22 protein-coding genes are annotated in these 24,478 nt (G+C 46.3%); all 22 read left to right on the forward strand.

Annotated elements, in window-relative coordinates:
* Window positions 1-1,535: DNA primase (gene dnaG, locus B3K42_RS08305; protein WP_292598220.1), on the forward strand; the 1,535-nt coding region annotated here is incomplete at its 5' end.
* 124 nt (window positions 1,536-1,659) lie between these two features.
* Window positions 1,660-2,790 (forward strand): RNA polymerase sigma factor RpoD, encoded by a 1,131-nt coding sequence (rpoD, locus tag B3K42_RS08310; RefSeq protein WP_349680965.1) that lies wholly within the window; start codon window positions 1,660-1,662, stop codon window positions 2,788-2,790.
* 255 nt (window positions 2,791-3,045) lie between these two features.
* Window positions 3,046-3,762 carry an ATP-binding cassette domain-containing protein gene (locus tag B3K42_RS08315; protein ID WP_110990494.1) on the forward strand — a complete coding sequence of 239 codons (717 nt, stop codon included), beginning with the start codon at window positions 3,046-3,048 and terminating at the stop codon, window positions 3,760-3,762.
* Window positions 3,763-3,785: 23 nt separating this feature from the next.
* Window positions 3,786-4,745: a 1-phosphofructokinase family hexose kinase gene (locus B3K42_RS08320; RefSeq protein ID WP_110990495.1), complete on the forward strand. Its 960-nt coding sequence runs from the start codon at window positions 3,786-3,788 to the stop codon at window positions 4,743-4,745.
* Window positions 4,746-4,750: 5 nt separating this feature from the next.
* Complete coding sequence (locus B3K42_RS08325; protein ID WP_110990496.1) at window positions 4,751-5,203, forward strand: HPP family protein; 453 nt, start codon at window positions 4,751-4,753, stop codon at window positions 5,201-5,203.
* Window positions 5,200-6,474 (forward strand): tRNA (N(6)-L-threonylcarbamoyladenosine(37)-C(2))-methylthiotransferase MtaB, encoded by a 1,275-nt coding sequence (gene mtaB, locus B3K42_RS08330; RefSeq protein WP_110990497.1) that lies wholly within the window; start codon window positions 5,200-5,202, stop codon window positions 6,472-6,474. The genes B3K42_RS08325 and mtaB overlap by 4 nt, the downstream gene beginning before the upstream one ends.
* Entirely contained in the window at window positions 6,443-7,327 is an 885-nt protein-coding gene (locus tag B3K42_RS08335) for an aminotransferase class IV (RefSeq protein WP_110990498.1), read from the forward strand. Before mtaB ends, B3K42_RS08335 begins: the two co-directional genes overlap by 32 nt.
* On the forward strand, window positions 7,290-7,586 hold the full coding sequence (locus B3K42_RS08340) for a DUF721 domain-containing protein (protein WP_110990499.1): 297 nt from the start codon (window positions 7,290-7,292) through the stop codon (window positions 7,584-7,586). The genes B3K42_RS08335 and B3K42_RS08340 overlap by 38 nt, the downstream gene beginning before the upstream one ends.
* Before the next feature lie 15 nt (window positions 7,587-7,601).
* A complete protein-coding gene (gene gyrB / locus B3K42_RS08345) occupies window positions 7,602-9,497 on the forward strand; it encodes a DNA topoisomerase (ATP-hydrolyzing) subunit B (RefSeq protein WP_110990500.1) in 1,896 nt (631 codons plus the stop codon).
* Window positions 9,498-9,727: 230 nt separating this feature from the next.
* Window positions 9,728-10,132, forward strand: coding sequence for a DUF4894 domain-containing protein (locus B3K42_RS08350; RefSeq protein ID WP_292598226.1), 405 nt, complete (start codon window positions 9,728-9,730; stop codon window positions 10,130-10,132).
* Window positions 10,133-10,137: 5 nt separating this feature from the next.
* A complete protein-coding gene (ftsA, locus tag B3K42_RS08355; protein ID WP_292598228.1) occupies window positions 10,138-11,430 on the forward strand; it encodes a cell division protein FtsA in 1,293 nt (430 codons plus the stop codon).
* Window positions 11,420-12,466: a cell division protein FtsZ gene (ftsZ, locus tag B3K42_RS08360; RefSeq protein WP_292598229.1), complete on the forward strand. Its 1,047-nt coding sequence runs from the start codon at window positions 11,420-11,422 to the stop codon at window positions 12,464-12,466. Before ftsA ends, ftsZ begins: the two co-directional genes overlap by 11 nt.
* 3 nt (window positions 12,467-12,469) lie before the next feature.
* Entirely contained in the window at window positions 12,470-14,164 is a 1,695-nt protein-coding gene (locus B3K42_RS08365) for a GspE/PulE family protein (RefSeq protein WP_292598231.1), read from the forward strand.
* A 175-nt stretch (window positions 14,165-14,339) separates the two neighbouring features.
* Window positions 14,340-15,365: a 2,4-diaminopentanoate dehydrogenase gene (gene ord, locus B3K42_RS08370; RefSeq protein ID WP_292598233.1), complete on the forward strand. Its 1,026-nt coding sequence runs from the start codon at window positions 14,340-14,342 to the stop codon at window positions 15,363-15,365.
* Between the two features lie 2 nt (window positions 15,366-15,367).
* Window positions 15,368-15,679, forward strand: a complete 312-nt coding sequence (gene ortA / locus B3K42_RS08375) for a 2-amino-4-oxopentanoate thiolase subunit OrtA (RefSeq protein ID WP_110990503.1) — start codon at window positions 15,368-15,370, stop codon at window positions 15,677-15,679.
* The gene (gene ortB / locus B3K42_RS08380) at window positions 15,672-17,099 is read left to right on the forward strand and encodes a 2-amino-4-oxopentanoate thiolase subunit OrtB (RefSeq protein ID WP_292598236.1); all 1,428 of its coding nucleotides are present in this window, start codon (window positions 15,672-15,674) and stop codon (window positions 17,097-17,099) included. Before ortA ends, ortB begins: the two co-directional genes overlap by 8 nt.
* Window positions 17,077-17,460, forward strand: a complete 384-nt coding sequence (locus B3K42_RS08385) for an ornithine aminomutase subunit alpha (protein ID WP_292598237.1) — start codon at window positions 17,077-17,079, stop codon at window positions 17,458-17,460. The genes ortB and B3K42_RS08385 overlap by 23 nt, the downstream gene beginning before the upstream one ends.
* The gene (gene oraE / locus B3K42_RS08390) at window positions 17,447-19,645 is read left to right on the forward strand and encodes a D-ornithine 4,5-aminomutase subunit OraE (protein WP_292598239.1); all 2,199 of its coding nucleotides are present in this window, start codon (window positions 17,447-17,449) and stop codon (window positions 19,643-19,645) included. Before B3K42_RS08385 ends, oraE begins: the two co-directional genes overlap by 14 nt.
* A 46-nt stretch (window positions 19,646-19,691) precedes the next feature.
* Window positions 19,692-20,675, forward strand: a complete 984-nt coding sequence (locus B3K42_RS08395; RefSeq protein WP_292598242.1) for an asparagine synthase-related protein — start codon at window positions 19,692-19,694, stop codon at window positions 20,673-20,675.
* Window positions 20,653-21,495, forward strand: a complete 843-nt coding sequence (locus B3K42_RS08400) for a Cof-type HAD-IIB family hydrolase (RefSeq protein WP_292598244.1) — start codon at window positions 20,653-20,655, stop codon at window positions 21,493-21,495. The genes B3K42_RS08395 and B3K42_RS08400 overlap by 23 nt, the downstream gene beginning before the upstream one ends.
* Window positions 21,495-22,994, forward strand: a complete 1,500-nt coding sequence (gene lnt / locus B3K42_RS08405; RefSeq protein ID WP_110990504.1) for an apolipoprotein N-acyltransferase — start codon at window positions 21,495-21,497, stop codon at window positions 22,992-22,994. The genes B3K42_RS08400 and lnt overlap by 1 nt, the downstream gene beginning before the upstream one ends.
* Window positions 22,991-23,404: a CoA-binding protein gene (locus B3K42_RS08410; RefSeq protein WP_110990505.1), complete on the forward strand. Its 414-nt coding sequence runs from the start codon at window positions 22,991-22,993 to the stop codon at window positions 23,402-23,404. Before lnt ends, B3K42_RS08410 begins: the two co-directional genes overlap by 4 nt.
* The last annotated feature ends 1,074 nt before the right edge of the window (window positions 23,405-24,478 follow it).

Genomic DNA, 24,478 nt, shown 5'->3' on the forward strand with positions numbered 1-24,478 from the left:
TTGGCTGCGGTGAAAAAGGTGATATCATAACTTTCTACCAAAAAATCGAGAATCTTTCATTTTCCGAAGCTGTGAAGCGACTCGCTGACTATGCAGGCATCCCCATTGAAGTCGATACGGCCGAGTCGGAATACGACAGATATACGGCGATCTTGTCTCGTCTTGCAGGCATATATAACAGGGAACTGCGAGAGAACAATGATGAGATCTTAAAGTATCTCGAGGAAAAGAGAAAGATTTCGCCAAACACAATAAGTGAATTTCAGCTGGGGTATTCACCAGATGAAAGAACTTTTTCCCAGTCATTACCGTCGAAACTAAGGGCCGATGAAAAGTCCCTTCTTCAGTTCGGAGTGTTGTTGAGAAGAGGGACTTCGTTCAAAGACAGATTTGCGGGCAGATTAATGATTCCCATTGACAACGAATCGGGCAGAGTGGTTGGATTCGGCGGAAGAATAATGATTGCCGAGCAGGGGCCTAAGTATATCAATTCCTCCGAATCGAAATACTTCCAGAAGAACAGGCTCTTATTCAATCTTTCACGTGCCAAAGCGGCAATCAAGCAGTTGAACTACGCGGTAATCGCGGAAGGATATTTCGACGTTATTTCGCTTTTCGAAGCGGGTATTAGCAACGCTGTAGGTTTGCTAGGAACGGCATTGACGGAAAAACATCTCCGGATTCTGGGAAATTACACAAGGAATTTGCTGTTCTTTCTCGACTCAGATGCGGCGGGCCAGGCAGCAACACTCAGATCAGTAGACATCGCCGAGAAGATGGACTTCACAACTGCCGTGGTAATGATGCGGGACTACAAGGACCCAGCCGATCTCTTCGTTACCGAAGGTGCAAAGGCATTAAAGGAAGTTCTGGCGGTCGCTATACCAGGAGCTGCCTTCAGGGTTGAGTTCTATTCCAGAAAGCTTGATTTGTCCGTCCCTCAGGGAAGAAAACATCTAATAGAATATCTGCGGCCGTATGTAGTCAGTTTCCGGAACTCGGGAAATCTTGCGACTGTTCAGTCAACAGTGGCCGCGCTTTCGGAAAAGACTGGGTATTCAGAGCGGGAGCTTGAATCGGCCCTTCGCAGTGGTAGTTCCAGGGATGCCGGTAAGGAACTCAGGAGCGGCGTCATATTGAAACTTAAAGATCATATTGGGATCTATCTTCAGCATCCGGCGCTGCGAGAAACAGTTGTGAAGCAGCTCGAGCTTATGGAAGAAAGCAGGGATTTGAAGGAACTTCTCAAGGGAATGAAAAGGGGTCTGGAACTTGAGGAATTACTCGATCTTGTGGATGAAAGTATTGGCAGAGAACTGATCGATCTGGCATCCATTTGCATTGATTACGAGACAGCTCAGAAGATACTCCGGACAACCGGTGAGTACGCAAACAAGAGACTTGTGGAAGAAGAAATGGCCGAGATCGATAGAAAGCTGCCAAATGTGAAGGACGAGGGGGCGAAAAGAGCTTTGCTGGTCAGGAGGATCGAGCTCAGAAGACTGCTCGATAGAAAGATGAAGGGTGGCGATTAATTTGGAAAAGCAGCAAAGGAAAACGAAGACGAAAGCTAAGGTTATTGAAGAGAACATCAAATCACTTGCTGAAAAAATAGTTGTTGAAGAAAGTGATTCCGATGATAACGGCGAAAACAATGTTCTGATTACTAAGGAAGAGATAGATAAGCGAATCAAGAAACTTCTCAGGCAGGGAAAGAAGAAGGGCTTTATTACGTATGAAGATATTGATAGCGCTTTCCCGCCAGACTACGAAGGCTTTGACTCAACTCTTGTTGAATCAATCTATGAGGAATTCGAGAAGAATAAAATAAATGTCGTTGAAAAAGAACCCGTAGAGGGAGACGATGACGTAGAGAGCGACGGCGGCGAAGAACTTGTTTCGATACTTGAGACAACACCGGAAATGTATGACAATATCTCTCTCAAAGACCCGATAAAGATGTATCTGAAGGAGATCGGCAAGATTTCTCTCCTTACTCCAAGTAGAGAAAGGGAGCTTGCGCGTCGTGCTCAGAAAGGCGAACCGAAAGCAAAGGAAGAGCTTATCACTGCTAACCTGAGACTTGTCGTTTCCATTGCTAAGAGGTACATTGGACGCGGTCTAACATTCCTTGACCTTATTCAGGAGGGAAACATTGGGCTGATCAAGGCCGTTGAGAAATTTGACTGGAAGAAGGGCTACAAGTTCAGCACGTATGCAACCTGGTGGATCAGGCAGGCCATCACAAGGGCTATTGCAGACCAGGCAAGAACGATAAGGGTCCCGGTCCACATGGTTGAAACTATAAACAAACTGAACAAAGTTATCAGAGAACACTTACAGGATTTCGGAGAGTATCCGACGATCGAAGAACTGGGCCAGTTAACCGGCAAGACACCGGAGAAGATCGAAGAGATTTTGGCTGCATCGAAGGAGACGGTTTCGCTTGAGTCGCCAATAAGTGGCGATGAAGAATCGACGATGGGCGACTTCATTCATGACGATTCTATGGAGCAGCCGGAGGAAGCTGCTATGAAGATGCTGTTGAGAGAACAGATAGATCAGATTCTCGACACTCTTTCCCCTAGAGAAGCAATGGTGCTGAAGATGAGATATGGACTGCTAGATGGAAAGACAAAGACTCTTGAAGAAGTGGGACAGTTCTTCAACGTGACGAGAGAGAGAATCCGACAGATCGAAGTGAAGGCTCTCAGAAAACTGAGGCACCCTTCGAGAAGTAAACAGCTTAAGGCATTGCTTGGCATGCTAAACACGTCTAAGCGCGACTAATTTAGCGATTTAATTACAAGCTCTTAATTTACGTATCATTTTCGAGCAAAGAGTCTGTGCATATAATATAATAGAAGACACACGCGAAGGGACGTGAAAACTTGCCCGAAAAAAAGAGAGCAAGACCAGTTGAAACGAGTCCCAGAATTCTTTCTCAAATAGAATTATTGAAAAAAGCTAAGAATGGCGATTTACTGGCCAACCGAGAGATTTTTAGTCGTTTAAACGATAAGAACGGAAAAGAGGAGCAGTCTCGTGATTGAGGCTGCTCTTTCTCTAGAGGCCTTCTCTTTAATAGTCGAAGGGAAAAAGATGCTCGACAGCATTTCGTTTGATGTGCCAGTGGGAGGCATTGCTCTTCTTCAGGGAGCAAGAGGATCAGGCAAGTCGGCTCTTCTAAGGAGTTTCATTCATTTGAACGAAGAACTCTTCGACAAAGTTAGTTATACCGGCTCAATAAGACTCTTCGGTTCGGATATTGAAGATCTAGATAGAAAAAGCGTGAGAAGGCGAGTAGCATACGTCGATACAACCTTTCTTGAAGCAATGTCTAACTTCTCGCTGATTGAGTTTTTCAGGTTTTTGAAAGGCAAGAACTTTGAGTTCGAGGATTTCGAAGAAAGCGAACTGGACCTTTTTCACGAGCTCGATTTACTCGACCTTCTTTCGGTGAAAGCAGAGACTTCTCTGAAGAGCATTCCGCTCTTTAAGAGGCTTTCATTGCTGGTTTTTTCGACTCTGGTCCGCCATCCCGAAATAATCATCCTTGACAACATTCTCGATCACCTTGACGACGATGCTTGCACCGAGGTGAAAAACATACTTCAGGAGACAAGAAACAATGTGACCATGATTATCTCTTCCAGGTTTGTTCTGAGACTTCTAGACATTTCTGATTTGTTGATTGTTCTGAAAAATGGTAAAATTTCATATGTCGGAAGTCCGGAAGTTTTCGTTCTGAACAACCGATAATTCTTCTCCAATGGAGGTGAGTGGTGAACGTCCTTACCGTTACGCTTAACCCTGCTCTCGACAGGGAAATTGTCGTTGAGAATTTCAGGATAAACGAATTCCACAGGGTGAAGAATCCCAAATACTCAGTGATGGACCCTGGGGGTAAGGGCATAAACGTATCAGTAATTCTCTCCGGTCTAGGGGTTCGAAACGTAGCTATGGGTTTTCTCGGCGGAAACATAGGCAAAGTGGTTGAAGAAAGAATGCGTATGATAAGTGACTTGATAACCACCGGCTTCGTACATGTGGAGGAAGAAACTAGGGAGAACATCGCAATAGTCGATCCGTTAGGTGACACAATAACCGAGATTAACTCATCCGGCCCCTTAATAAAGCCGGATGACTTACGTATGTTTCTCCGAAGATTCGAAGTGACTCTTTCGCGAGTCAGACACGTCGTAATTTCCGGCAGCATTCCGAGAGGTGTAGACAACGACATCTACATGACACTATGCAAAAAGGTCACTGATACGGGTAAGTTGGCGTTTGCCGAAGGTATAGGGCCAGCCTTTGAAATGGCCGTAGAAGCCGGCGTGATAACTGTGGCTCGGCCGGATCTAAGAAGCAGAAAGCTGATTTTCGGAGAGAGTCTAGTCGATCTCAACGATTATGTCAAAGCAGCCAAGAAGATCATAGAAAAGGGCTCCAAACTGGCAATACTCTCATATGCTACCGAAGGCGACGTTATTGCAACACAAGATGGAGTCTGGTTGTTCAAGACCAAGAGTCATATTGACAGATCCCACCTGCTGGGAACCGGCGATGCGTTCATGGCAGGGGTGGTCCACTCTATGATTGAAAACGAAAGGGACTGCTTTTTGGCCGCAAAGAGGGGTATGTCTGCGGCCGTTGCGGAAGCTGAATACATAAGCAAAGAATTGATATCACTTGAGGACATAGACGAGCATATAGATTCTTTCGATATCCGGGAACTGGAGTGATCTGAATGAAAGTAAGCGAAGCAATGATAAGAGATGTTTCGACAATTTTCGAAGATGAAACGATTGAAGATTTCATCATATTCTGTTTGAGGCAGAACAAATCAGGTCTTCCAGTTGTCGATGAGGAATTCAGAGTCGTAGGGTTTCTGAGTGAAAGCGACATAATCAAGAGCGCCCTTCCCAGCTACTTCAGTCTTCTTCAGTCAGCATCATTCATTCCCGACACACATCAGTTCGTCATAAGACTGGGGAAGATAAAGGACGACCAGGTCTCACAGCACATGGTGAAACCGCCAGTGCTAATCAAGCCCGATGATACTGTAATATATGCGGCCGATCTCCTCATCAAGAATGGACTTAAGATCATTCCTGTAGTCGATGACGAAGGAAAACTGATGGGAATAATCAACAGGATCTACCTTATTCACGCAGCGACGCAAGGCAAGATCGATAGATGAAGAAAACCGTTTCAATCTATACTTTCGGCTGCAAGATGAACCAGTACGAGTCTCAGGCAATGGCCGAGAGATTGGAAGATTACGAAGTGAGTTTTTCTAAGGAACATGCAGATCTCTTCATTTTGAATTCATGCACAGTAACCTCCGAAGCGGAACGAAAACTAAGACATCTTTTCAGGAGGCTGAAGGGACTCAACCCGAATGCAAAGATTATAATTGCAGGCTGTTACTCCGAGCTTTCACCAGAGCAATTACGAAGTCTCGGAGCTGATGAAGTGATTGGAGTCAGAGAGAAGACGGCCATACATAAATTCGTCTCGAAGCAGTTGAATCGGCCGGATGGAGTCGAGAAAGGAAGTTTTCTGACTGTTACTTCCAGTATTGAAGGGAGAACCAGGGCTTTTTTGGGAATCGAAGACGGATGTTTGAACCGCTGCTCCTATTGCAGAATCAGACTCGCAAGGGGCGACAAGATAATCAGCAAGCCTGTTGATCTAGTAAAGAGAGAGTTTAGAGGTTTAGTGGAAAGAGGTTATAGAGAGATAGTGTTGACCGGAATCAACATCGGATATTACGGCTTTGATTTCGATGCATCTCTAGTTGAACTTCTTTACGAGCTTGAGAAGATTCCTGGAGACTGGAGAATTCGACTCGGTTCGATCGACCCGAACACAATGAATGAAAGTTTTCTCGAACTGATAGCTAACTCGTCGAGGCTGGCCAGACATCTCCATCTTTCTCTTCAGAGCGGGTCAGACGCGGTTTTACGATCAATGAGAAGGAAATACACGATCAGCGAGTATCTTAGAGCGGTGGAGAGAGCCAGAGAGATTGATTCTAGATTTGCATTTACTACAGATCTGATTGCCGGCTTTCCTGGAGAGAGTGATGAGGATCATCGAAAGACATTGAGAATCATTGAAGATGTCGGCTTCTTGAAAGTGCACGTTTTTAGATTCTCAAAAAGGCCGGGGACTGAAGCGGCAGAAATGACCGGTCAAATAGAGTCAGCCGTCAAGAAAGCCAGGTCTGTGGAACTCATGGAAGAGGCAGTTAGATCAAGAGAGAGATATCTTGCGAAACAGATTGGCAGGATGAATAGAGTTTTGATCGAGAGATCGGATTCTTCCTGCAGTCACGGATTCGATGAGTATTACATACCTCACAGAATTGACGGAAAACATGATGGCTTTGTGAATGCGAAAATAACTGAGTTACAGAGTCATGAGGAGGGTTCCGATGCAGAACTATATTGCCGATCAGTGGTGTGACGAAGGCTCATCCCGGATTAGTATCCTTATACCGGGAGTAATGAACAGCGAATCGGTCTATGAAGTAGTTCGAACGTACAACGGATTACCTTTTGCATTCAGAAAGCATTTTGATAGACTGAAGCAATCCGCGAATCTGTTGGGACTCGACGTACCGTTCACATGCAAGGAGCTGAACTCGATAATAATTGAAGGGCTGGAGAGAAACAAGGCTGTTCAGACCGAAGATTTCAGAATTCGTATCTCATTGATGAACGACGTTTCTGGGAGCATAATCGCAGTGGTTTTCAGCCGCCTTACTTCAGCTTCGAAGGATATCTATGAACTGGGTGTAAAAATCTCGATCTCACCTTTTCTGAAACCCTCGGGCGAGATAGTCGATCCTCACCTGAAGATGCCGGGTGCAAGCTGGAATATTAGAACAAGAAAGGCCCTTGGAGATAATTACGACATGATCATTCTAAATGAAAAGGGCAATCTATGTGAGGGCTCTTTTTCCAACATTTTCCTTGTTCTCGACGGGTCGGTTGCAACGCCGGATGTTCAGTCTGGGGTTCTGCCGGGAATAACTAGAGACAACGTCATCGGGTTATGTGAGTCACTGGAAATCCCGGTTGAGAAGAGACCAATTCCGGCCTGGGAAGTTTTCTGCGCGGATGAAGTCTTCCTTACACATACCAGCGTAGGAATCGCTCCGGTCAGAAGACTGGAGGATAAAGTGCTCATTGAAGATTTCACCGATGGAATGACTCGACTGTTACTGGATAATTTTGAAGGATACATAATGACAGAAGACAGTAATTGGAGCGGATTAGATGAAGTGGAACCATCAAACTATAGGGCAGATATTTGATGATCTGGTAACGAGCTCGGGACTGTTCAGAAAGATTAGGGTCTTCGAGTTAAACAAGGATTGGGAAGAAATCGTTGGAGAACCAATTGCAAATCATTCCTCTATAGTCGATTTTACCGACGGCACTCTGATTATAAGAGTTGACGACGGTATGTGGTTCAATGAAATGAAACTGAGAGAGAATATTCTTCTGGAGAGAATGAACTCTGCGATAGGGGTGGAGGCAATCAAGAGAATCAGATTTAGAATTGGACGATAGACTTGGAGGTGCTCAATGTCTGATTTATATAATGCTCAAAATATAAAGATACTTAAGGGACTTGATCCCGTTAGAAAGCGACCGGGAATGTATATTGGGTCGACGGGAAAGTCCGGACTACACCATCTCGTTTATGAGATCGTCGACAACAGCATAGACGAGGCTATGGGCGGTTACTGCGACAATATAAGTATCGTAATAACGGAGGACGGTTCCGTCGTTGTCAGCGATAACGGAAGGGGAATACCGATAGATATCCACCCTGATACAGAAACGAGCGCTCTTGAAGTTGTTATGACGACACTGCACGCCGGAGGGAAGTTCTCGAAAGACTCTTACAAGATCAGCGGAGGGCTCCACGGTGTCGGCGCTTCTGTGGTAAACGCTTTGTCTGAGTGGATGATAGTCGAAGTAATGGTAAACGGCAAAGTCTATCGACAGAAGTATGAAAGAGGAAAGGCTCTTGCTCCCGTCGAAATAATCGGAGAGACAAAGGAAAAGGGAACCATAACGAGTTTTAAGCCGGACCCTCTTATATTCAGCATTACCGACTTTGACTTCGACATCCTTGAGGCGAGATTCAAAGAACTGGCCTACCTCAATGGAGGAGTAAAAATCACCTTTGAGGACAGAAGAATAGGAGAGAAGAGGAGCTATCATTTCGAGGGCGGAATCGTAGAGTTCGTGAAGGCTCTAAGCAAGAACAAGAAATCAATTCATAAAGATCCAATCTATATAGAAGGTTCGTATAATGATGTGAAGATTCAGCTCGCCATGCAGTACACAACTTCATACGACGAGGATATTCTTACCTTCGTGAACAACATAAAGACAATCGAAGGGGGAACTCATCTCACTGGCTTCAAGACTGTCCTCACAAAGACAATGAATGATCTGGGCAGAAAGCACAACATTTTGAAAGAAAAAGACCCGAATCTTCAGGGTGAAGATCTGAGGGAGGGCCTTTCCGCGATCTTGAGCGTTTTTGTCATGGAACCGCAATTTGAGGGACAGACTAAAGCGAAACTCGGAAACGATGAGGCTTTCGAAGCAGTGATGAAGGTAGTGAAAGAGAAGCTTGAAGAGCACTTTGACTACAATCAGAAGGATCTAAAGGCAATATTGAGCAAGGCCCTTGAAGCTTCCAGGGCAAGACTTGCAGCCAAAAAAGCTAGAGAGATGATCCGAAGAAAAAACGCCCTCGAGAATACTACTCTTCCAGGTAAACTTGCAGATTGTATCTCTGAAAATCTGGATGAAACCGAGATATTCATAGTCGAAGGAGATTCTGCCGGCGGTTCAGCGAAAATGGCACGCTCGAGAGAAATGCAGGCCATTCTTCCGCTCAGAGGTAAGATATTGAACGTGGAAAAGGCAGGACTTGACAGAATGTTGAAGAGCGAAACAATAAGCAACATTATCGTCGCTCTCGGAACAGGCATGGGCGAGGATTTCAACATAGAATCCCTGAGATACGGAAGGATCATAATCATGACCGATGCCGATGTTGACGGCGCTCATATAACCACATTGCTTCTGACTCTCTTTTACCGGTATATGACACCGCTGATAACCGCTGGGAAAGTCTTCATTGCTCAAGCTCCACTTTATAAGATTGAAATGAATCGCCAGAAGTTCTACTTTTATAGCGATGAGGAACTTACGGCTTTTCTGAAAGAGCATTCTGACAGAAAGCTGAATTACTCCAGATTCAAAGGACTCGGTGAGATGAATCCCGAACAGCTCTGGGAGACAACAATGAACCCCGACGACCGGAAATTGGTCCGGATAAATATCGAAGATGCACAAGAAGCTGATCGTGTATTCACCATTCTAATGGGTAGCGAGGTGGAGGAAAGAAGGTCGTTTATACAACGGCATGCACTAAGTATTTCCAATCTTGACGTATGAGCCTTTCTCTTAGAGCCGGGATTTGCGTGGTAGTCCTTTTTGCCATTTGGATGCTTTGCATAGCGAATTTCGTACTGGAGTCATTCTTCACGGCTCCCGTTGAGCAGTTAACCAGGATTGTTAATTCGGGTGAGATTCTGGTTGAATTTCCGCTGGCCTTTAGAAGAACATGGAAAACTGATATAATTTACCCACCGGGAAGTATTGATGTCTCCGGAGGTAGGGTCTTTTTGAAACCGGGAAAGTTTGTTGTCAGTTATGAAGACAAATACTACTGGGTATCGGAGGATTTTGTTATAGTTGATTACGCTGATCTTACCGAGATTTTCAATCACCCGGTTATTGGCGGGGTTAGATTTCTTCTTACTAATGGAGTTTATGTAGCTAGCGAAAGAGACATAGACATTTTTGCCGGAGCGGTAGAGGGCATTCTTGCTGACAGAAGAGTACTGGCACTGGTATCATACTTTGACTTTGAGAACAACGTGCTGCTTCTCAGACGTGGGATTCGAGTTAAGGTCATGGACTGGGAGAGCTTAGAAGTAAACAGGGAGCTTCTTCTTCAGCTAGAAAACGCCTCCGACAGAAGCGAATATATTTTCTTAAGTGATGGTAAACTGTTGAGAGCGAGGTGACATTGATGGCCAGGGGGAAGGATTATACGGTTTCTCTCGATGTTGGCACGAACACCCTCAAGGGTGTGGTGGTAAGTAGAGAACAGACAGGTCAGATGACTCTTGAAGCTTATGGAAGCGTCAAGACTGTTGGACTTGACAAGGGCGAAGTTAAAGATGCGGTCGCTCTTAAGCAGTCGATTCAAAAACTGATCGAGGACCTAACGGGTCAGATGGGTAAGAAAGATGTTGAAGCGGACTTCAAGATAAGTTTCACGGACGGAGACTATTCGGTATTTTCCGAGAACATTGAAGAGGTTCTCTCAGAAGACAAACAGGTAATGGTTAAAGAGCAGACGATAATGAGCATTATGAGCCGACTAAAGGCCGAGAAGATGAAGACGGGTAACACTAACATACACAGAAGTTATATACGCAAGTATATTCTTGATGATGACAAAGTCGTCTTCAACCCTGTCGAGATGTATGCCAAGAAACTTAACGTCGAGATGGTCTTTGTTTCGAGCGAAGGAAAGTCAGTCGAAATATTCCGAAGGCTTTTCGAAGAACTTTTCGGAAGAGGTGACTTTTTCATTTCTCCGGCGTTGATCTCTGCCTCCGAAGCGGTACTCACCGACACCGAAAAGCAGCACGGAGTGGTAAGCGTAGTTTTGGGTCACAGTTTTTCGGAGATGGTGATCTACAGAGAGAATCTTCCTGTTTATATCTCAAGAATCCCTCTTGGAATAAGACATATAGTCCTGGATGTCGCTAGAGTACTGGGCACATCTGTGGATGAAGCCGAGAGGCTTCTCGTGAACTATGGTCATTGTAGCATGTTCCCACCGGATTCTGAGGACGTAGTAGAATACTTCGGACTCGATGAGAGAACAAGAAAAAACGTCTCTGTGAGGAGACTATCCACGGTAATATACGCAAGGGTGAAGGAACTCCTTAACAAGATAAGAAAAGAGATTCAGCTCTTCGTAATAAACAATCCCGAGTATTCGGAAGAGAGAATTCCCGGCGGAGTAGTCTTTACCGGTGGAGGTTCAAAGCTGAGAGGATTGACAGATGTAGGTGTGGAATCTCTGAAAATGCCCGTAAGAATCGGAACATACGAAACCAGTTTCAACAAGCGTATTGAGAACAGCCATGATGTTGCTAATGATCCCGTATTCAGTTCGTGTTTGGGCAATCTGGTCTCCCCCGAGGAAGTCCAGGGAGAAGCTGTAGAGAGCGTGGTTGAAAGACCTAAGAAAGGTTTCGGATCCTTTATTAAATCCCTCTTCTTTGGAGGTGAAGATGATGAGCTTTGAGATTGACACAGGTAAGAAGAATACTGAAATCAGATTGCCATCAATAAAAGTTATAGGCGTGGGTGGAGCCGGCGGAAACGCGGTTAACAGAATGATCTCTGAGGGAATTCACGGCGTGACATTCATTGCAGCCAATACGGATGTTCAGGTTCTTGAAAGCAATAAGGCAGAGCTGAGAATCCAGCTTGGAACGGAGCTAACGAGAGGTCTAGGAGCCGGTGGAAACCCTAACGTGGGTGAAAGAGCCGCCGAGGAGTCCGTCGACGAGATCGGAACATTCCTTGAGGACACAGATCTCCTTTTCATCACAGCAGGTATGGGTGGTGGCACAGGAACCGGTGCAGCTCCAATAGTAGCTTCGATAGCTAGAGAGATGGGAATTCTTACTGTCGCCGTAGTGACGACTCCCTTCTTCTTCGAAGGAAACACCCGCTTGAAGACTGCCCATGAAGGACTAAGAAGACTAAAGAATTCGGTGGATACGCTAATAAGAATCTCAAACAACAAGCTTCTGCAAGAGTTACCACCGAACACTTCAATCGTAGATGCCTTTGCAAAGGCCGACGAAACTCTCCATCACGGGATCAAGGGTATCTCTGAGCTAATAACAAAGCGCGGGTATATCAACCTTGACTTTGCCGATGTCGAGTCGGTTTTGAGAAATGCCGGAACGGCAATGCTGGGCATAGGGGTAGGCTCCGGTGAAAGGCGCGCTGAAGAAGCTGCGCGAAGAGCCCTTGAAAGCCGGCTGCTCGAGAAACCTATCGATAATGCGACAGGCATAATTCTCAACGTCTCGGCTAAGAACATTACGCTCAGAGAGATGAATATTGCTGCCGCTATAGTGAGACAGAACTGCAGTGAGGATGCCGATGTCAAACTCGGACTTATCGTTGATCCTGACATGAACGATGATGAGCTTGATATAACCTTGATAGCGGCAGGTCTGGAGCTCGACGAAGGCGAACTGATGGGCGATGCCTCAGACATCCCCGCTATCTACAGATTCGGATTGGACATAAACGAGGAGGAATAGTAGTTGAGAGTCTATAAGAGGCTCGGAGAGCTACTCATTGATCAAGGTCTCATCGGTGAGGATGCTCTCAAGCAGGCTGTAGCGCTGCAAAAAAAAGTAGGAAAGCCGATTGGCGAAGTTCTTGTCGGAATGGGTGTCATTTCGTGGGAGGACATTTACGATTCTCTTTCCAAACAATACGGCCTCAAGGTACTTGATGATGTACCTAATTTACTATCTCCAGAAGTTCTTAGAATGATTCCCAAGCCAGTTGCGGACAGGCTTAACGTGATTCCAATCGATTTTCTTCCCGAAGGCAACGTTCTTAAAGTGGTAACAACCGATGTTCTTAAGGTTCCACAAATAGACAGAGAGCTATCGTTTCTGACTGGAAGTAAGATACTAACTCTTCTTGTACCTCCCCCAATGTTTGATGCACTTTACAAATCCTCTTACGAGGAGTCTGCTTCTAGCGAGATCATAGACAACACTTTCAGCATAGAACAGCATACGGAAATAGATCTCGAGGATGACAAACAGGACGAAACCGATGATACTCCCGTCGCAAAGTTCATAAACTCACTTCTAGACAACGGAATCAGAAACGATGCCAGTGACGTCCATCTAGAACCTTACGAAAAAATAGCCGTTGCCAGACTGAGAGTCGACGGGGTTTTGAGAAAAGTTCTCAGTTATCCTAGAAAGGCTCACAACTCGGTTGTATCAAGAATCAAAGTAATGTGTAATCTGGATATTTCAGAGAAGAGAATGCCTCAGGATGGAAAGTTCTATATTAGAAGGGGCAATGAGCAGTTCGACATGAGAGTTTCGACAATGCCAACAATTTTCGGCGAGAAAGTTGTTATGAGAATTCTTAGGGTCTCAAATGCGAAGAAGAAGCTTGAAGATCTCGGACTCTCCGACTACAACAGGGAACGTTTCGAGAGTATTATCAGCTCTCCTTATGGAATCATACTCGTTTCAGGACCTACAGGGAGCGGGAAATCTACAACTTTGGTCGCCGTTCTTAATCAGGTTACTTCCGAGAAGCTTAACGTCTTGACCGCTGAGGACCCTGTCGAATACACCATAGAAGGCATCTCTCAATGTCAAGTCAATACGGACATTGGATTGACTTTTGCGAGATACCTGCGATCTTTCTTGCGTCAGGACCCCGACATAATTATGGTCGGTGAAATACGAGACAGAGAGACTGCCCAGCTTGCGATAGAGGCATCACTCACCGGGCATCTTGTTTTCTCGACGATTCACACGAATAGCGCCGCAGGTGCGGTGGCCCGACTTGTAAATATGGGGGTGGATCCCTTCTTGCTCGGGACCTCACTGATTGGCGTCATGGGACAGCGACTGGTAAGAAAGCTGTGCAACAACTGTAAAGTGAAGATTCCTGTGAGAGAAGAAGTAAGAAAGATAGCTTCTACTCTTTATCCTAACCGCGAGGATTTCGCCGAATATATCCCGGGAAATGGCTGCCCCGAATGTCGAGGGATGGGATATAGGGGCAGAACAAGCATCAGCGAAATCCTGGTGGTGAACAACAATCTTCGACAGCTTATAGGCAATAACGCTTCAGAAAGGGAGCTTGCAGCGGCTGCGGTCTCCTCGGGAATGCGAACTCTCTACAATGACGGCGTTCAAAAAGTTCTTGACGGAGTAACCTCACTTGAAGAGATCAAGAGAGTGGCAATAGAATACTGACCGAGCCTTCCTTCAGCTGTTAATATCCATACTTACGCATACTCAAACATACTTGCATAATGTGTGATTAGTCGTCTTTTATCGCGAATAGCAGCAAATTGCCAAAATAGCCTCCCGTTTCCGACAGTGATAGTATTGGATTGAATAATCTAAAATTCGGATTGGAGGTTTCTTTATGGCTTACAGAGTTTTGGTGTGGGGCCTGGGTGCAATGGGAAGCGGAGTGGCGAGAAATATTATGAAGAAAGAAGATCTCAGGCTGGTAGGTGCGGTTGAAAAGGATCCAGAGAGAATCGGAAAAGACCTCGGAGAGTATCTTGGCGGAGAAAAAACGGGGAGGCTTGTTTACTCAGACATTGAGAAGGCAATAGTTGAAACGAGACCCGACATTGTAGTAATCGCCACAAATTCCTTCGTCAAAGAAGTCCTTCCAAAGATAGAGGCGGCTGCCAGACACCATGTTGACATTCTTACGATAGCCGAAGAAATGGCTTTCCCGTTCGTTTCGCATCCAGAAGAATCGGAAGTACTCGAGAACATAGCCTGGCGTTATGGGGTGTCAATCCTCGGTACGGGAATTAACCCCGGATTCGTGCTGGATCTCCTCATAATAGCTATGACCGGAGCGTGTCTCAAAGTTAACAGAATCGAGGCTAGAAGAATCAACGATCTTTCTCCATTTGGAAAGACTGTGATGGAGACTCAAGGAGTGGGGACCTTTCCTGAAGAGTTCAAAAAGGGTATCGAGAAGGGAGATATCGTCGGTCACATTGGATTTCAGCAATCGATAGCGATGATTGGCAATGCACTGGGCTGGGAGATAGACAGAATTGAAGAGAGTCAAGAGCCAATCATCTCAAATACAGAGAGAAAGACAGCAGTAGCGCATGTGAAGCCGGGAATGGTAGCTGGTTGTAAGCATGTAGGACGCGGTTATTGCGGTGAGAAGCTCATGATAGAGTTGGTTCATCCTCAACAAATCCTACCAGAAACAGAAGGGGTAGACACTGGAGATTACATAGATATCTACGGCGACCCTGAAATCCATCTTTCGATAAAACCCGAAATCCCAGGAGGAAAGGGAACAATTGCTCTTGCGACAAATATGATTCCCGCAGTGATAGAAGCGGCTCCAGGACTTATCGAAATGAGCGAGCTTCCTATTCCAAGGTGCCTGATAGACGAAATAAAGGAGATGTAAGTATGAGTGCAATGAAGGGACAGTGGGTGCAAATCCACCGGATTCTTCTCAATCCAGGAGAGAGAGCGCCCTCAGTGCCCGAAGACACTGGAAACCTTCCTCTCGAACTAAGGGTAAGGGGCTTTCTACTGGAAGAAAAAGCCGAAGTCGGTGAATTAGTGACAATAGAGACAGCCGCAGGAAGAAAAGTACACGGAAAAATAGAGTCTGTCGAACCGACACATGAGCACAACTTCGGAGACTACATCCCTGAGCTGGCTGAAGCGGGAATGGAACTTACAAGATGGCTAACTGGCGGCGATGAAGATGAATGACAATTCCTACAATTCGGTTATGTCCAGGAGAAAAGAGATAATGAAGGCCTCTGTTGGAGTTGATTACGACAGGTATGAACTGGATGGAATCGCCTTTGACTACGAAGCGCTTATGAAAGATACATCTTATCCCATTGAAGAGATAAGAAAAATTCAGGCAGAGACTGGCATCGGATACACTCCTCTCATTGAACTGAAGAACATCACAAGACTCGTTAGATCGATTAGCGAACCGGGTAAGGGAGCCAGAATCTTCCTCAAAGACGAAGCGACAAACCCATCTGGAAGCTTCAAAGACCGACGAGCCTCGATTAGTGTTGCGAGGGCGAGAGAGCTTGGCTTCAGAGGCGTTATTGCCGCCACAAGCGGGAACTATGGAGCCGCAGTAGCTTCTCAGTCGATGAAGAGAGCTCTCAAGTGCATAATAGTTCAAGAGTGTTACGATAGCAAAGGGAGAGGTCAGCCGGAAATTCTCGAGAAGGCACGCGCCTGTGAAGCATATGGCGCGGAAGTAGCACAACTGACAGTTGGCCCCGAACTCTTCTATTACTTTCTCCTATTACTCGAAGAGACTGGATTCTTTAATGCCTCGCTCTATACCCCTTATGCGATTGCTGGAATCGAAACGCTGGGCTACGAGATCGCTGAGCAATCTCAAAGCGTGATAGGCAAGAATCCCGATTACGTACTTGCAACGCATGCGGGGGGAGGCAATCTCACGGGAACGGCGAGGGGTCTTCTTAAAGCTCGAGCAGACAGCACCGAGATCATTGGTGTGAGTGTAGATCTTTCGGGTCTTCATATGGCAAGCGATTCTGATTTCAACAGAAAGTCCTTCACAACAGGTCATACGGGATTCGGTATTCCCTTTGCCGTTCTTCCCGACAGATCAGACGTTCCCAGAAATGCAGCGCGCGCATTGAGATATATGGACAGATATCTTCTCGTTACGCAAGGTGAGGTTTTCTATGTCACCGAGATGCTTGCGAGACTCGAGGGCTTGCAGCGCGGCCCGGCTGGCAATACAAGCTTGACTGCTGCAATAGCTCTCGCTAAAGAGTTGCCCGAAGAAAAGACGATAGTTGTTCAGGAGACCGAGTACACAGGAGCGGGCAAATTGCCAAGCGCACAACTGACATTCGCTAGAAACAACGGAATCGAGATCATCCGTGGTGATCCGATTACCGAAGACTCTCCTGGTAAGACGATATCGATTCCCGAAGGCTACTCACAGATCGCCTACAAAGAAGTGAACATGACTGAGCTAAGAAAATCTTATATAAAGCAGCTTTTGAAACAGGGGGTTACGCTGATCGAGAGCGATTATGATTACCTTTCCGCAGAACTGAAGATCAGTGTGGCCGAAGCTAAGCAATTGGTTAAGGAGGTAAGCGGCAATGTCGATCCAGAGAAACGATGATTTCGAGAAGAGAAGCTTACATCTGCAAAATCTTTCAGATGAAGAGCTTGACAGACGATTCTGGGAGCTTGCAGAAAGAATTGTAGAACCCCTGATAGACCTTGCAGAGACCAATACCAGCCCTTCGATCGAACGCTCCGTGCTCTTGAGAATGGGACTGGACAGCTTCCAGGCCGGCGCAATTGTCACCAAGGCCAACGAACATGGCTTGCTGGGAAAGGGAGCCGGAAACATTGTAATCACTTATGCAAGGAACAACTCGTTAACCATGGAGAAAGCCGTTGAAGATCTCGTGACCGGAAAGGGCTGGGAACAGCTGGCCTCTTCTTTCAGAGGGGGTGGACGAAATGCTGCCCGTTAATGAGAAGCTCAAAGTCGAAGAGATACTGAAGGATCTGGAGCATTACGCTCCCAAGAGAAAAGGTTGGACCTGGAGGAAGAGACTTCCGCAAGGTACGAAAGTCGACGGATTCGATTACGACGAGATTTCAGAGCCTCTCGCGAATAGTATCGGGCTTCCCGCTTCTCACTATTTCGATAACATAGATCCGCAACCCGATTCCATAATAACCTCCGAGATAGCATCAGGGAGGTTTGAAGACGACATCAGAAGGATGAGAATGGCCGCCTGGCACGGAGCAGACCACATTATGGTTATCAGGACACTCGGTCAGAGTCACATCGACGGTCTGATAGAGGGAACTCCCGAGGGAATCGGAGGAATCCCGATAACCAGGAAGCAGCTAAGAGCTACAAGAAAGGCTCTAGACATCATAGAAGAAGAAGTCGGCAGACCGATCAACTTCCATTCTTATGTAAGTGGAGTGGCAGGCCCGGAGATTGCAGTTCTCTTTGCAGAAGAGGGCGTTAACGGTGCTCATCAGGATCCTCAGTACAACATTCTGTACAGGGGGATTAATCCTGTCAGATCCTTTGTAGATGCAGCCGTTGCGAAGAAAATTATGGCTAGTGTCGATATGCTTCAGATAGACGGTGCCCACAACGCCAACGCCTCCGCGAAGAGGGCCTGGAAAGTAATGCCCGAACTTCTTGTTCAGCACGCAATCAATTGCGCTTTTTCCGTGAAGGCAGGTATGAAAAAGGGTTCGATAGCTCTTTCGACAGTTCCGCCAGTGGTTTCTCCGGCTCCGGAATTCAAACTGAATTTCGTTTATGCACTGACTCTTCGAGAACTTTTCAAAGAGTACAGGTTCAGGGCTCAGATGAATACGAGATATATTGAATCCGATCTCATTGACGCCACCAGGATTCACGTTCTTGACACTCTGATCTCCAGATTGACAAGAGCAGACATCCAGTCGACCATAACTCCCGATGAAGGCAGAAATGTTCCCTGGCACATAAACTCGATAAGGGGAATCGAGACGGCAAAGCACACCTTGATAGCTCTCGATGGAATCAAAGATCTACTGAAGGTCAATGAGGAAGTTGTTAGACCTAAAATTCGTGAGATGAAAATGCGCGCAATCCTCATGATGGAAGAGATTCTTGAAGTCGGCGGATACTTTGAAGCCGTAGAAAAGGGCTTCTTTGTCGACAACGGTCAGTATCCCGAGCGAAACGGAGACGGAATAGCAAGGCAAAAAAACGGTGGAATCGGTGCGGGCAGTGTTGTTTCGAGAGACCCCGAGTATTTTGCGCCAGTATCTGAGCACTTCGGGTACAACAATATTCCTGAAGGCTTGTCTTCCCCCGATGAACCGATAGGCGGCTGTACACTCAAGGACAGATCAAAGATAAAATACATAGACGAACTGGATGAATCTGACAACGTCAATCTAAGGATTTCCCAGCAACTGCTGGATAAAGAAAAGGGTCTCATAAGTCCCGAGGTTGAATGGTGGGGTGACGGATGGGTTCAGCTTGATATGACAATCCCCGACGATCCCGATCATTCGGAAGCGGCAGCGCTCGAGATTGCAAAAAGAATGGGATTCACCGATGCATCTGTTATCAGCAAAACGGTGCTGCATCCTGTTGAAGGTACATACCTTGAACTGAAAGCAAGGGTTCCATTCAAGATCGAGAGAGACTCTCTTAGACTGCCCGAAAAACCAGATTTATTGAGTGAAGAGGAAATCACTTCTTTTGTCCAAGAACATCCTATGAGAGTCGTTGCGGGGACTGTAGGCAACGATGAACACTCGGTTGGAATTAGGGAGATTCTAGATATCAAACATGGCGGAATCGAGAAGTTCGGCTTCAAGTACACCTATCTAGGAACGAGCGTTCATCCCGAGAAGTTCATTGATGCGGCCGTGGAGACCGGCGCAGAAGCGATTCTCGTCTCAACAATCATCACTCACAACGAAGTTCACGTGAGTAACATGAAGAAAATAGCTCAACTCGCTGTTGAAAAAGGTGTGCGGGACGAAGTCATCATTATTTCCGGAGGAACTCAGATTACAAATGACCTTGCGGTCGCTTGCGGAATGGACGCTGGATTTGGACGTGGAACAAAGGGGATTCACGTAGCTTCATTCCTTGTGAAGAAAAAACGAGCACTTTCGGATAGGATCCAGTAACATCGAAGGCGGCAGATGCCGCCTTCTTTGCGTTATACTTGAAAAGATGAGCGAACAGATAGAAAATCTAATAGACAGGACTATTGATGAGATCAAGGAACTGACAGAAGACGGAAGGCTTACGGTTGCCTTTTCGGGAGGTCTTGATTCTACTCTTGTCGCCTTCCTGGCTTCGAAGGCCCTAGGAACCGATAATGTGAAACTTGTCAATGTCTGTTTCGGTCCTTACTCTTACAGCAAAGGTCTTGAAATAGTGGCGTCGCTGGCAGACGAACTGGGTCTTAAACTCGAATTTACACCGGGTTACGACGCTCAAGAAAGAGTCTGGAGTACTGGTCCGTCCTGCAACAGATGTACACGCCTAGCAAAGTTGCCCGCAGTAAGAGGCGGGGTTATTGGTCTTATTGCGACAGGAGCAAATCAATCCGATTCCTGGGGCAAGACCGGAATCGTGATAAAGGACGGCTTCTATGCGCCACTGAGAGAGTGGACGAAGGATCAGATTAATTTGGCTTTGACGTATTTAGGCATTGAAGTTCCGAAAATAGGAGAGGCACCTGTAAGGGAAGGCTGTAAGCTTAAACATCTCTTGAAGATCATGGCTAATCCCTCATACCATGGTTACTCGGTCGCGATCGCAAATGAAGTCCTGCTCGATGAACTCGAGGACTTCCAGCATACTCTGGCGAACGTGAAGATAATCGGTCCCCTCTCGAAAAACATCGCATTAGTTAACGTCTGTCCTCTTCCGCCTCAAGAAAGAAGAACACGAATCACGAAATCTCTCGAAGGAATAGATTCGATTGATGAAGTAAGATGGGTTGAAGAAGCTGCCGTTCTGAAGATAATGGCAAATCCTGGATTGTACAATTGCCTTGAAGCGAGGGAATGGGTTTTGAAGGGAAGATTAGCCCCGGAGTTTGCCTTTCCGATTCAGGCTAGATGGGTGAATTCAAAAAACAACCGGCTTGAGACGTTTCAGGTTATTGATTGCTGGAGGTTGGAAGATGATTCGACTAATAGTGATTGATCTCGATGGCACGCTCCTGGATAATGGGAAAAAGATATCTCGAGAAAATGAAGATGCAATAAGACTAGCCCTTGATATGGGTGTGGCAGTTTCAATATCGACTGGTAGAAGCTATGTTTCCGGCCACCAGTATGTTGAACAGCTGGGAATAGATGTTCCTGTTTCCTACCAGAACGGGGCGCTAGTCACTTTCGGCCACGGAGACGAGATTGAGATTATATCAAAATCTCTCCTGGAAGCGAGTTGCGCGAGATTGATCTATACGAGAGCAAGGGATAAATCTTTGAACATTCTTGTCTTCTATGATTTCTTCAGACTGCCGGATATTTCTACAGTTGGCCCTTCCGACTCCCCATATCGAGAATACTACAGACATAACAAGTATAGAATGATCTTTGAAGATGATCCCCTGGCTCGAATTTCAGATGAAGGTATCCCCGAGATCGCGCTTGAGGGAAAAGAGAGCCTTATCAAGGAGCTGCTCTTTGAATCAAACTCTCATCTTGATAACGTGACCGTTGTCAAGAACGACAGCGTAGAGGAACACGCCTTCTACGAGTTTTTCGGACCGGGTGTTGGAAAGGAGAACGGACTTGAGCACATACTCGATCACCTGAATCTCGACTGGAGCAGTGTTGCCTACATCGGCGACAACTTCAATGATCTAGAGATACTTAAGAAGGCAGAACTTCCCGTGGTCATGGCAAACGGACCAGACGAGGTCAAGAGACACGCGGCGCTAGTGACCACGCGGGATAATAATAACGGTGGGGTTTCTGAGGCGATCAACAGTATTCTCAAGATCCGGGGTGAGGAATAGTGGTCCTGATACTTTTTTCAGCCGTACTTACGGCGCTCGCAATGCCAGGGATGCTCTGGGGGTACCTGATCTGGGTTGCATTGATTCCATTCTTCATAGCGATGAAGGAAGTAACGCCTCTGAAGGGGGCTTTAAGGGCCTTTGTATGGGGCTTAGTGTATCTACTTATCACACACTACTGGGAACTGCCCGTTCTCGCAGTGAACGTTCCCGAGGTCTTGAATTCATTTCCTAATTTCATCGGAATAGTCGTATACTTTTTGATGGGCCCTGTAATTGCCATTCCCTTCCTGGCTTTTGGTTTTGTTTACGGTCTATACCAGAGGTTCTTCGACAGATATCCCGTTCTTCTTGGCCTCTTTGCTGCTTCATTCTTCACAGTTGTGGAATACCTGCGGGAGATCGGTCCGCTGGGATTTACCAATGGAAGACTATCCGACGCTCTTCTCAATGGTCAGCAGGGAATTTCTCAGTTACTCGCTTTCGGTGGTCCGCTTTTATTGGTCTTCATAATCGTTTTCGTCAACCACTATTTGTCACATCTGTATCTGGAAAGAACGAGAGATAGAGCCGTTCTGATCATAGTATCTGTCGCATTAATTGCTCTTGTTAATTCCATAATGAGCAGTTTCATTCCGATTCCTCATTCATCCAATAAGTATGAGAGCACAATTTATGCCCTTCAGACAAACATTTCCATGCAGATGAAGTATTACCAGCCGCCTGAAGAGACTCTCAGGATTGTATCCAGAGCATTGAGAGAAATACCTGAGGGTTCTTTAGTCGTTTTGCCTGAGGCGACCTTCATGAGCGATATAAGAAGCAGTTCGACCGGAAGCCAATTGGAGGAGATCGCTAGAGAGAGGGATCTGAAGATCCTAGTCGGCTTCCCAACATATAACGACTACAACTTCAATCAGGTAAGATTAGTCAACAGCGAGGGCTTTTCTGAGGAGTTCTACGCGAAAGTTCAGTTAACTCCGTTTGTTGAATTTCTTCCCTGGCCCAGGGTCTTCGGAGTGTTCAGTTTCTTGAAATTTCTTGACTACTTCGATCCGGGCGAGGAATATACGATTTTTTCTGTGGACGAACACAGAATTGGTGCTCAAATCTGCTTCGACTCCCTTTACAGCAACGTTGCCAGAAGACTTACTCAAAACGGAGCAAATGTAATAGTTACAGCAACTAACGATGGTTGGTTCGACATCTCGACTGCTCTCCAACAACATCTTTCAAAAAGCATTGCAAGGGCGATTGAAAACCGGCGATATGTAATTCAAGTATCTAACTCGGGAATCTCCGCGGTAATCGATCCATATGGAAGAATAGTTAAACGTTTGCCGTCATCTAAGGAACTCTCAGCTGAATATGTAATTGGTGAATTCCAGTATCTTCCAAGGGTGACCACTACCCCTTACACTAGATTCGGGAACTGGTTTTTCTGGTTCTCTCTTCTCCTAGGAATAGCTTTGATAATACTTGGAGGTGTTGTTCTTTGAATTACACTGAAAACGCAAAGAAGATCCTCGAAAGCTTCAACAGAGTGATAGTCGTAGGCTTTTCAAAGAATGCCGAAAAGGCAGCCAACTACGTTCCGACTTATCTGATCGAAAAAGGCTATCGCGTCGTGCCCGTAAACCCAAGTATGGAAGAGTACAGCGGTCTCAAAGCATACCCAGACCTCGAAGCAGTGGTATCAGACGGTGTTGAACTCCAAATCGTTGACATCTTCAGACCCTCAGAAGAGGCCGAAATCATTGCTTTGAAGGCGATAGAACTCGGAGCCAAAGCCATTTGGCTCCAAAAGGGAATAAAGAGCCAAAAGGCGGCCCAAGCTGCCGCAGAAAGAGGAATCCTGTACGTAGAAGACCTCTGTATGTTGGAAGAACATAGAAGAATATCGGTTTGAAAACCCTACTTACGTGGTAGCACATGCAGGGTAGGGGGTTGGAGTGTGCCAAGAGTACAAATAATACTTATTTGCTGAAGCAAACCAGTAAGGCTACACCTCTCCACTCTCGCCTTCGACGCGAAGTGAGGCTGATAGAACGTGATAGCACGTGCCGGTAGGGGGTTGGAAAGAGCACAAATAATACTTGTTTGCTGACGCAGGCTAGTTACATTAGACAAGGTTCTCCGTCGTCCGAGAAGAGCAGTTTAATAACGCAATGTGCCGGAAAACATCGGCGGACGCAAGGCTGGCTAAGATCACGCCAGGTCGCAATGTCGGCAAAGACCGTGCCGGGACGCAACATAATGAAGTGATGACTTAGGAAGATCGGGTTAAGAAAACCGGGTTTTGCTAGAAGAAGGAGAAGAGCCGGTAGCCAATCTTCTTTATCTGTGATCCCATTCAGAATCATATTCTTCTTGTAGGGGCGAACGGCGGTTCGCCCGAAGAGGGGGAAGCCCTCTCTCAGGCGCAAGGCAGAAGGCAAAAAGTAGCCAGTCACCTTCGGTTCCGGCTGTGCCGGGCAAAAAAGAGCCACTTGGATAAGAAACGCTGAACACCGTACGCTGGCAAAAGCATCACAGGAAGTGATACCCGGAAGAATATCCGGGGAAGTAAGGCTGACGCCTACGCGCCAGGAGGCCAAAAGAAAAGAGATAAGTCCCACGAGATTAAGTAGAGAGGGTGAGATGGACGAGATATGAGAGATCCCGTGCAAAAGCTTCGCGGGATGACAAAGTGAGAGTATGAACAGGCTCTACGGGATGACAGACCTTGATAGTATTGGTTCTTGTTCCGAGATCCCGTACAGGAGCACTACGGGATGACAATCTTAGGTGATTCTGTAGGGGCGAACGGCCGTTCGCCCGAAAAGGGGGCCAAAATCCGTTGGCCGTTCACCGTCCAAAGATCCGCTGGTCGCTTGCCGGGAGACGCTGAGCGCTTGGAAGAGCAAGGGCATTAAGAACAAAGTCAACCGTCAACGGTCCACCGTCCGGTTCAAGTTCCATATTTACCCCGCAAGGATATTGG

Origin of the sequence: Mesotoga sp. UBA6090 (assembly GCF_002435945.1) — a bacterium.
Lineage (GTDB): Bacteria > Thermotogota > Thermotogae > Petrotogales > Kosmotogaceae > Mesotoga.

Bases quoted from the DNA above. Each gene is read 5' to 3' on its own strand.
- B3K42_RS08325 (WP_110990496.1), top strand. From the start codon at position 4,751: ATGAAAGTAAGCGAAGCAATGATAAGAGATGTTTCGACAATTTTCGAA.
- mtaB (WP_110990497.1), top strand. From the start codon at position 5,200: ATGAAGAAAACCGTTTCAATCTATACTTTCGGCTGCAAGATGAACCAG.
- B3K42_RS08335 (WP_110990498.1), top strand. From the start codon at position 6,443: ATGCAGAACTATATTGCCGATCAGTGGTGTGACGAAGGCTCATCCCGG.
- B3K42_RS08340 (WP_110990499.1), top strand. From the start codon at position 7,290: ATGAAGTGGAACCATCAAACTATAGGGCAGATATTTGATGATCTGGTA.
- gyrB (WP_110990500.1), top strand. From the start codon at position 7,602: ATGTCTGATTTATATAATGCTCAAAATATAAAGATACTTAAGGGACTT.
- ftsA (WP_292598228.1), top strand. From the start codon at position 10,138: ATGGCCAGGGGGAAGGATTATACGGTTTCTCTCGATGTTGGCACGAAC.
- ftsZ (WP_292598229.1), top strand. From the start codon at position 11,420: ATGAGCTTTGAGATTGACACAGGTAAGAAGAATACTGAAATCAGATTG.
- ord (WP_292598233.1), top strand. From the start codon at position 14,340: ATGGCTTACAGAGTTTTGGTGTGGGGCCTGGGTGCAATGGGAAGCGGA.
- ortA (WP_110990503.1), top strand. From the start codon at position 15,368: ATGAGTGCAATGAAGGGACAGTGGGTGCAAATCCACCGGATTCTTCTC.
- ortB (WP_292598236.1), top strand. From the start codon at position 15,672: ATGAATGACAATTCCTACAATTCGGTTATGTCCAGGAGAAAAGAGATA.
- B3K42_RS08385 (WP_292598237.1), top strand. From the start codon at position 17,077: ATGTCGATCCAGAGAAACGATGATTTCGAGAAGAGAAGCTTACATCTG.
- oraE (WP_292598239.1), top strand. From the start codon at position 17,447: ATGCTGCCCGTTAATGAGAAGCTCAAAGTCGAAGAGATACTGAAGGAT.
- B3K42_RS08395 (WP_292598242.1), top strand. From the start codon at position 19,692: ATGAGCGAACAGATAGAAAATCTAATAGACAGGACTATTGATGAGATC.
- B3K42_RS08400 (WP_292598244.1), top strand. From the start codon at position 20,653: ATGATTCGACTAATAGTGATTGATCTCGATGGCACGCTCCTGGATAAT.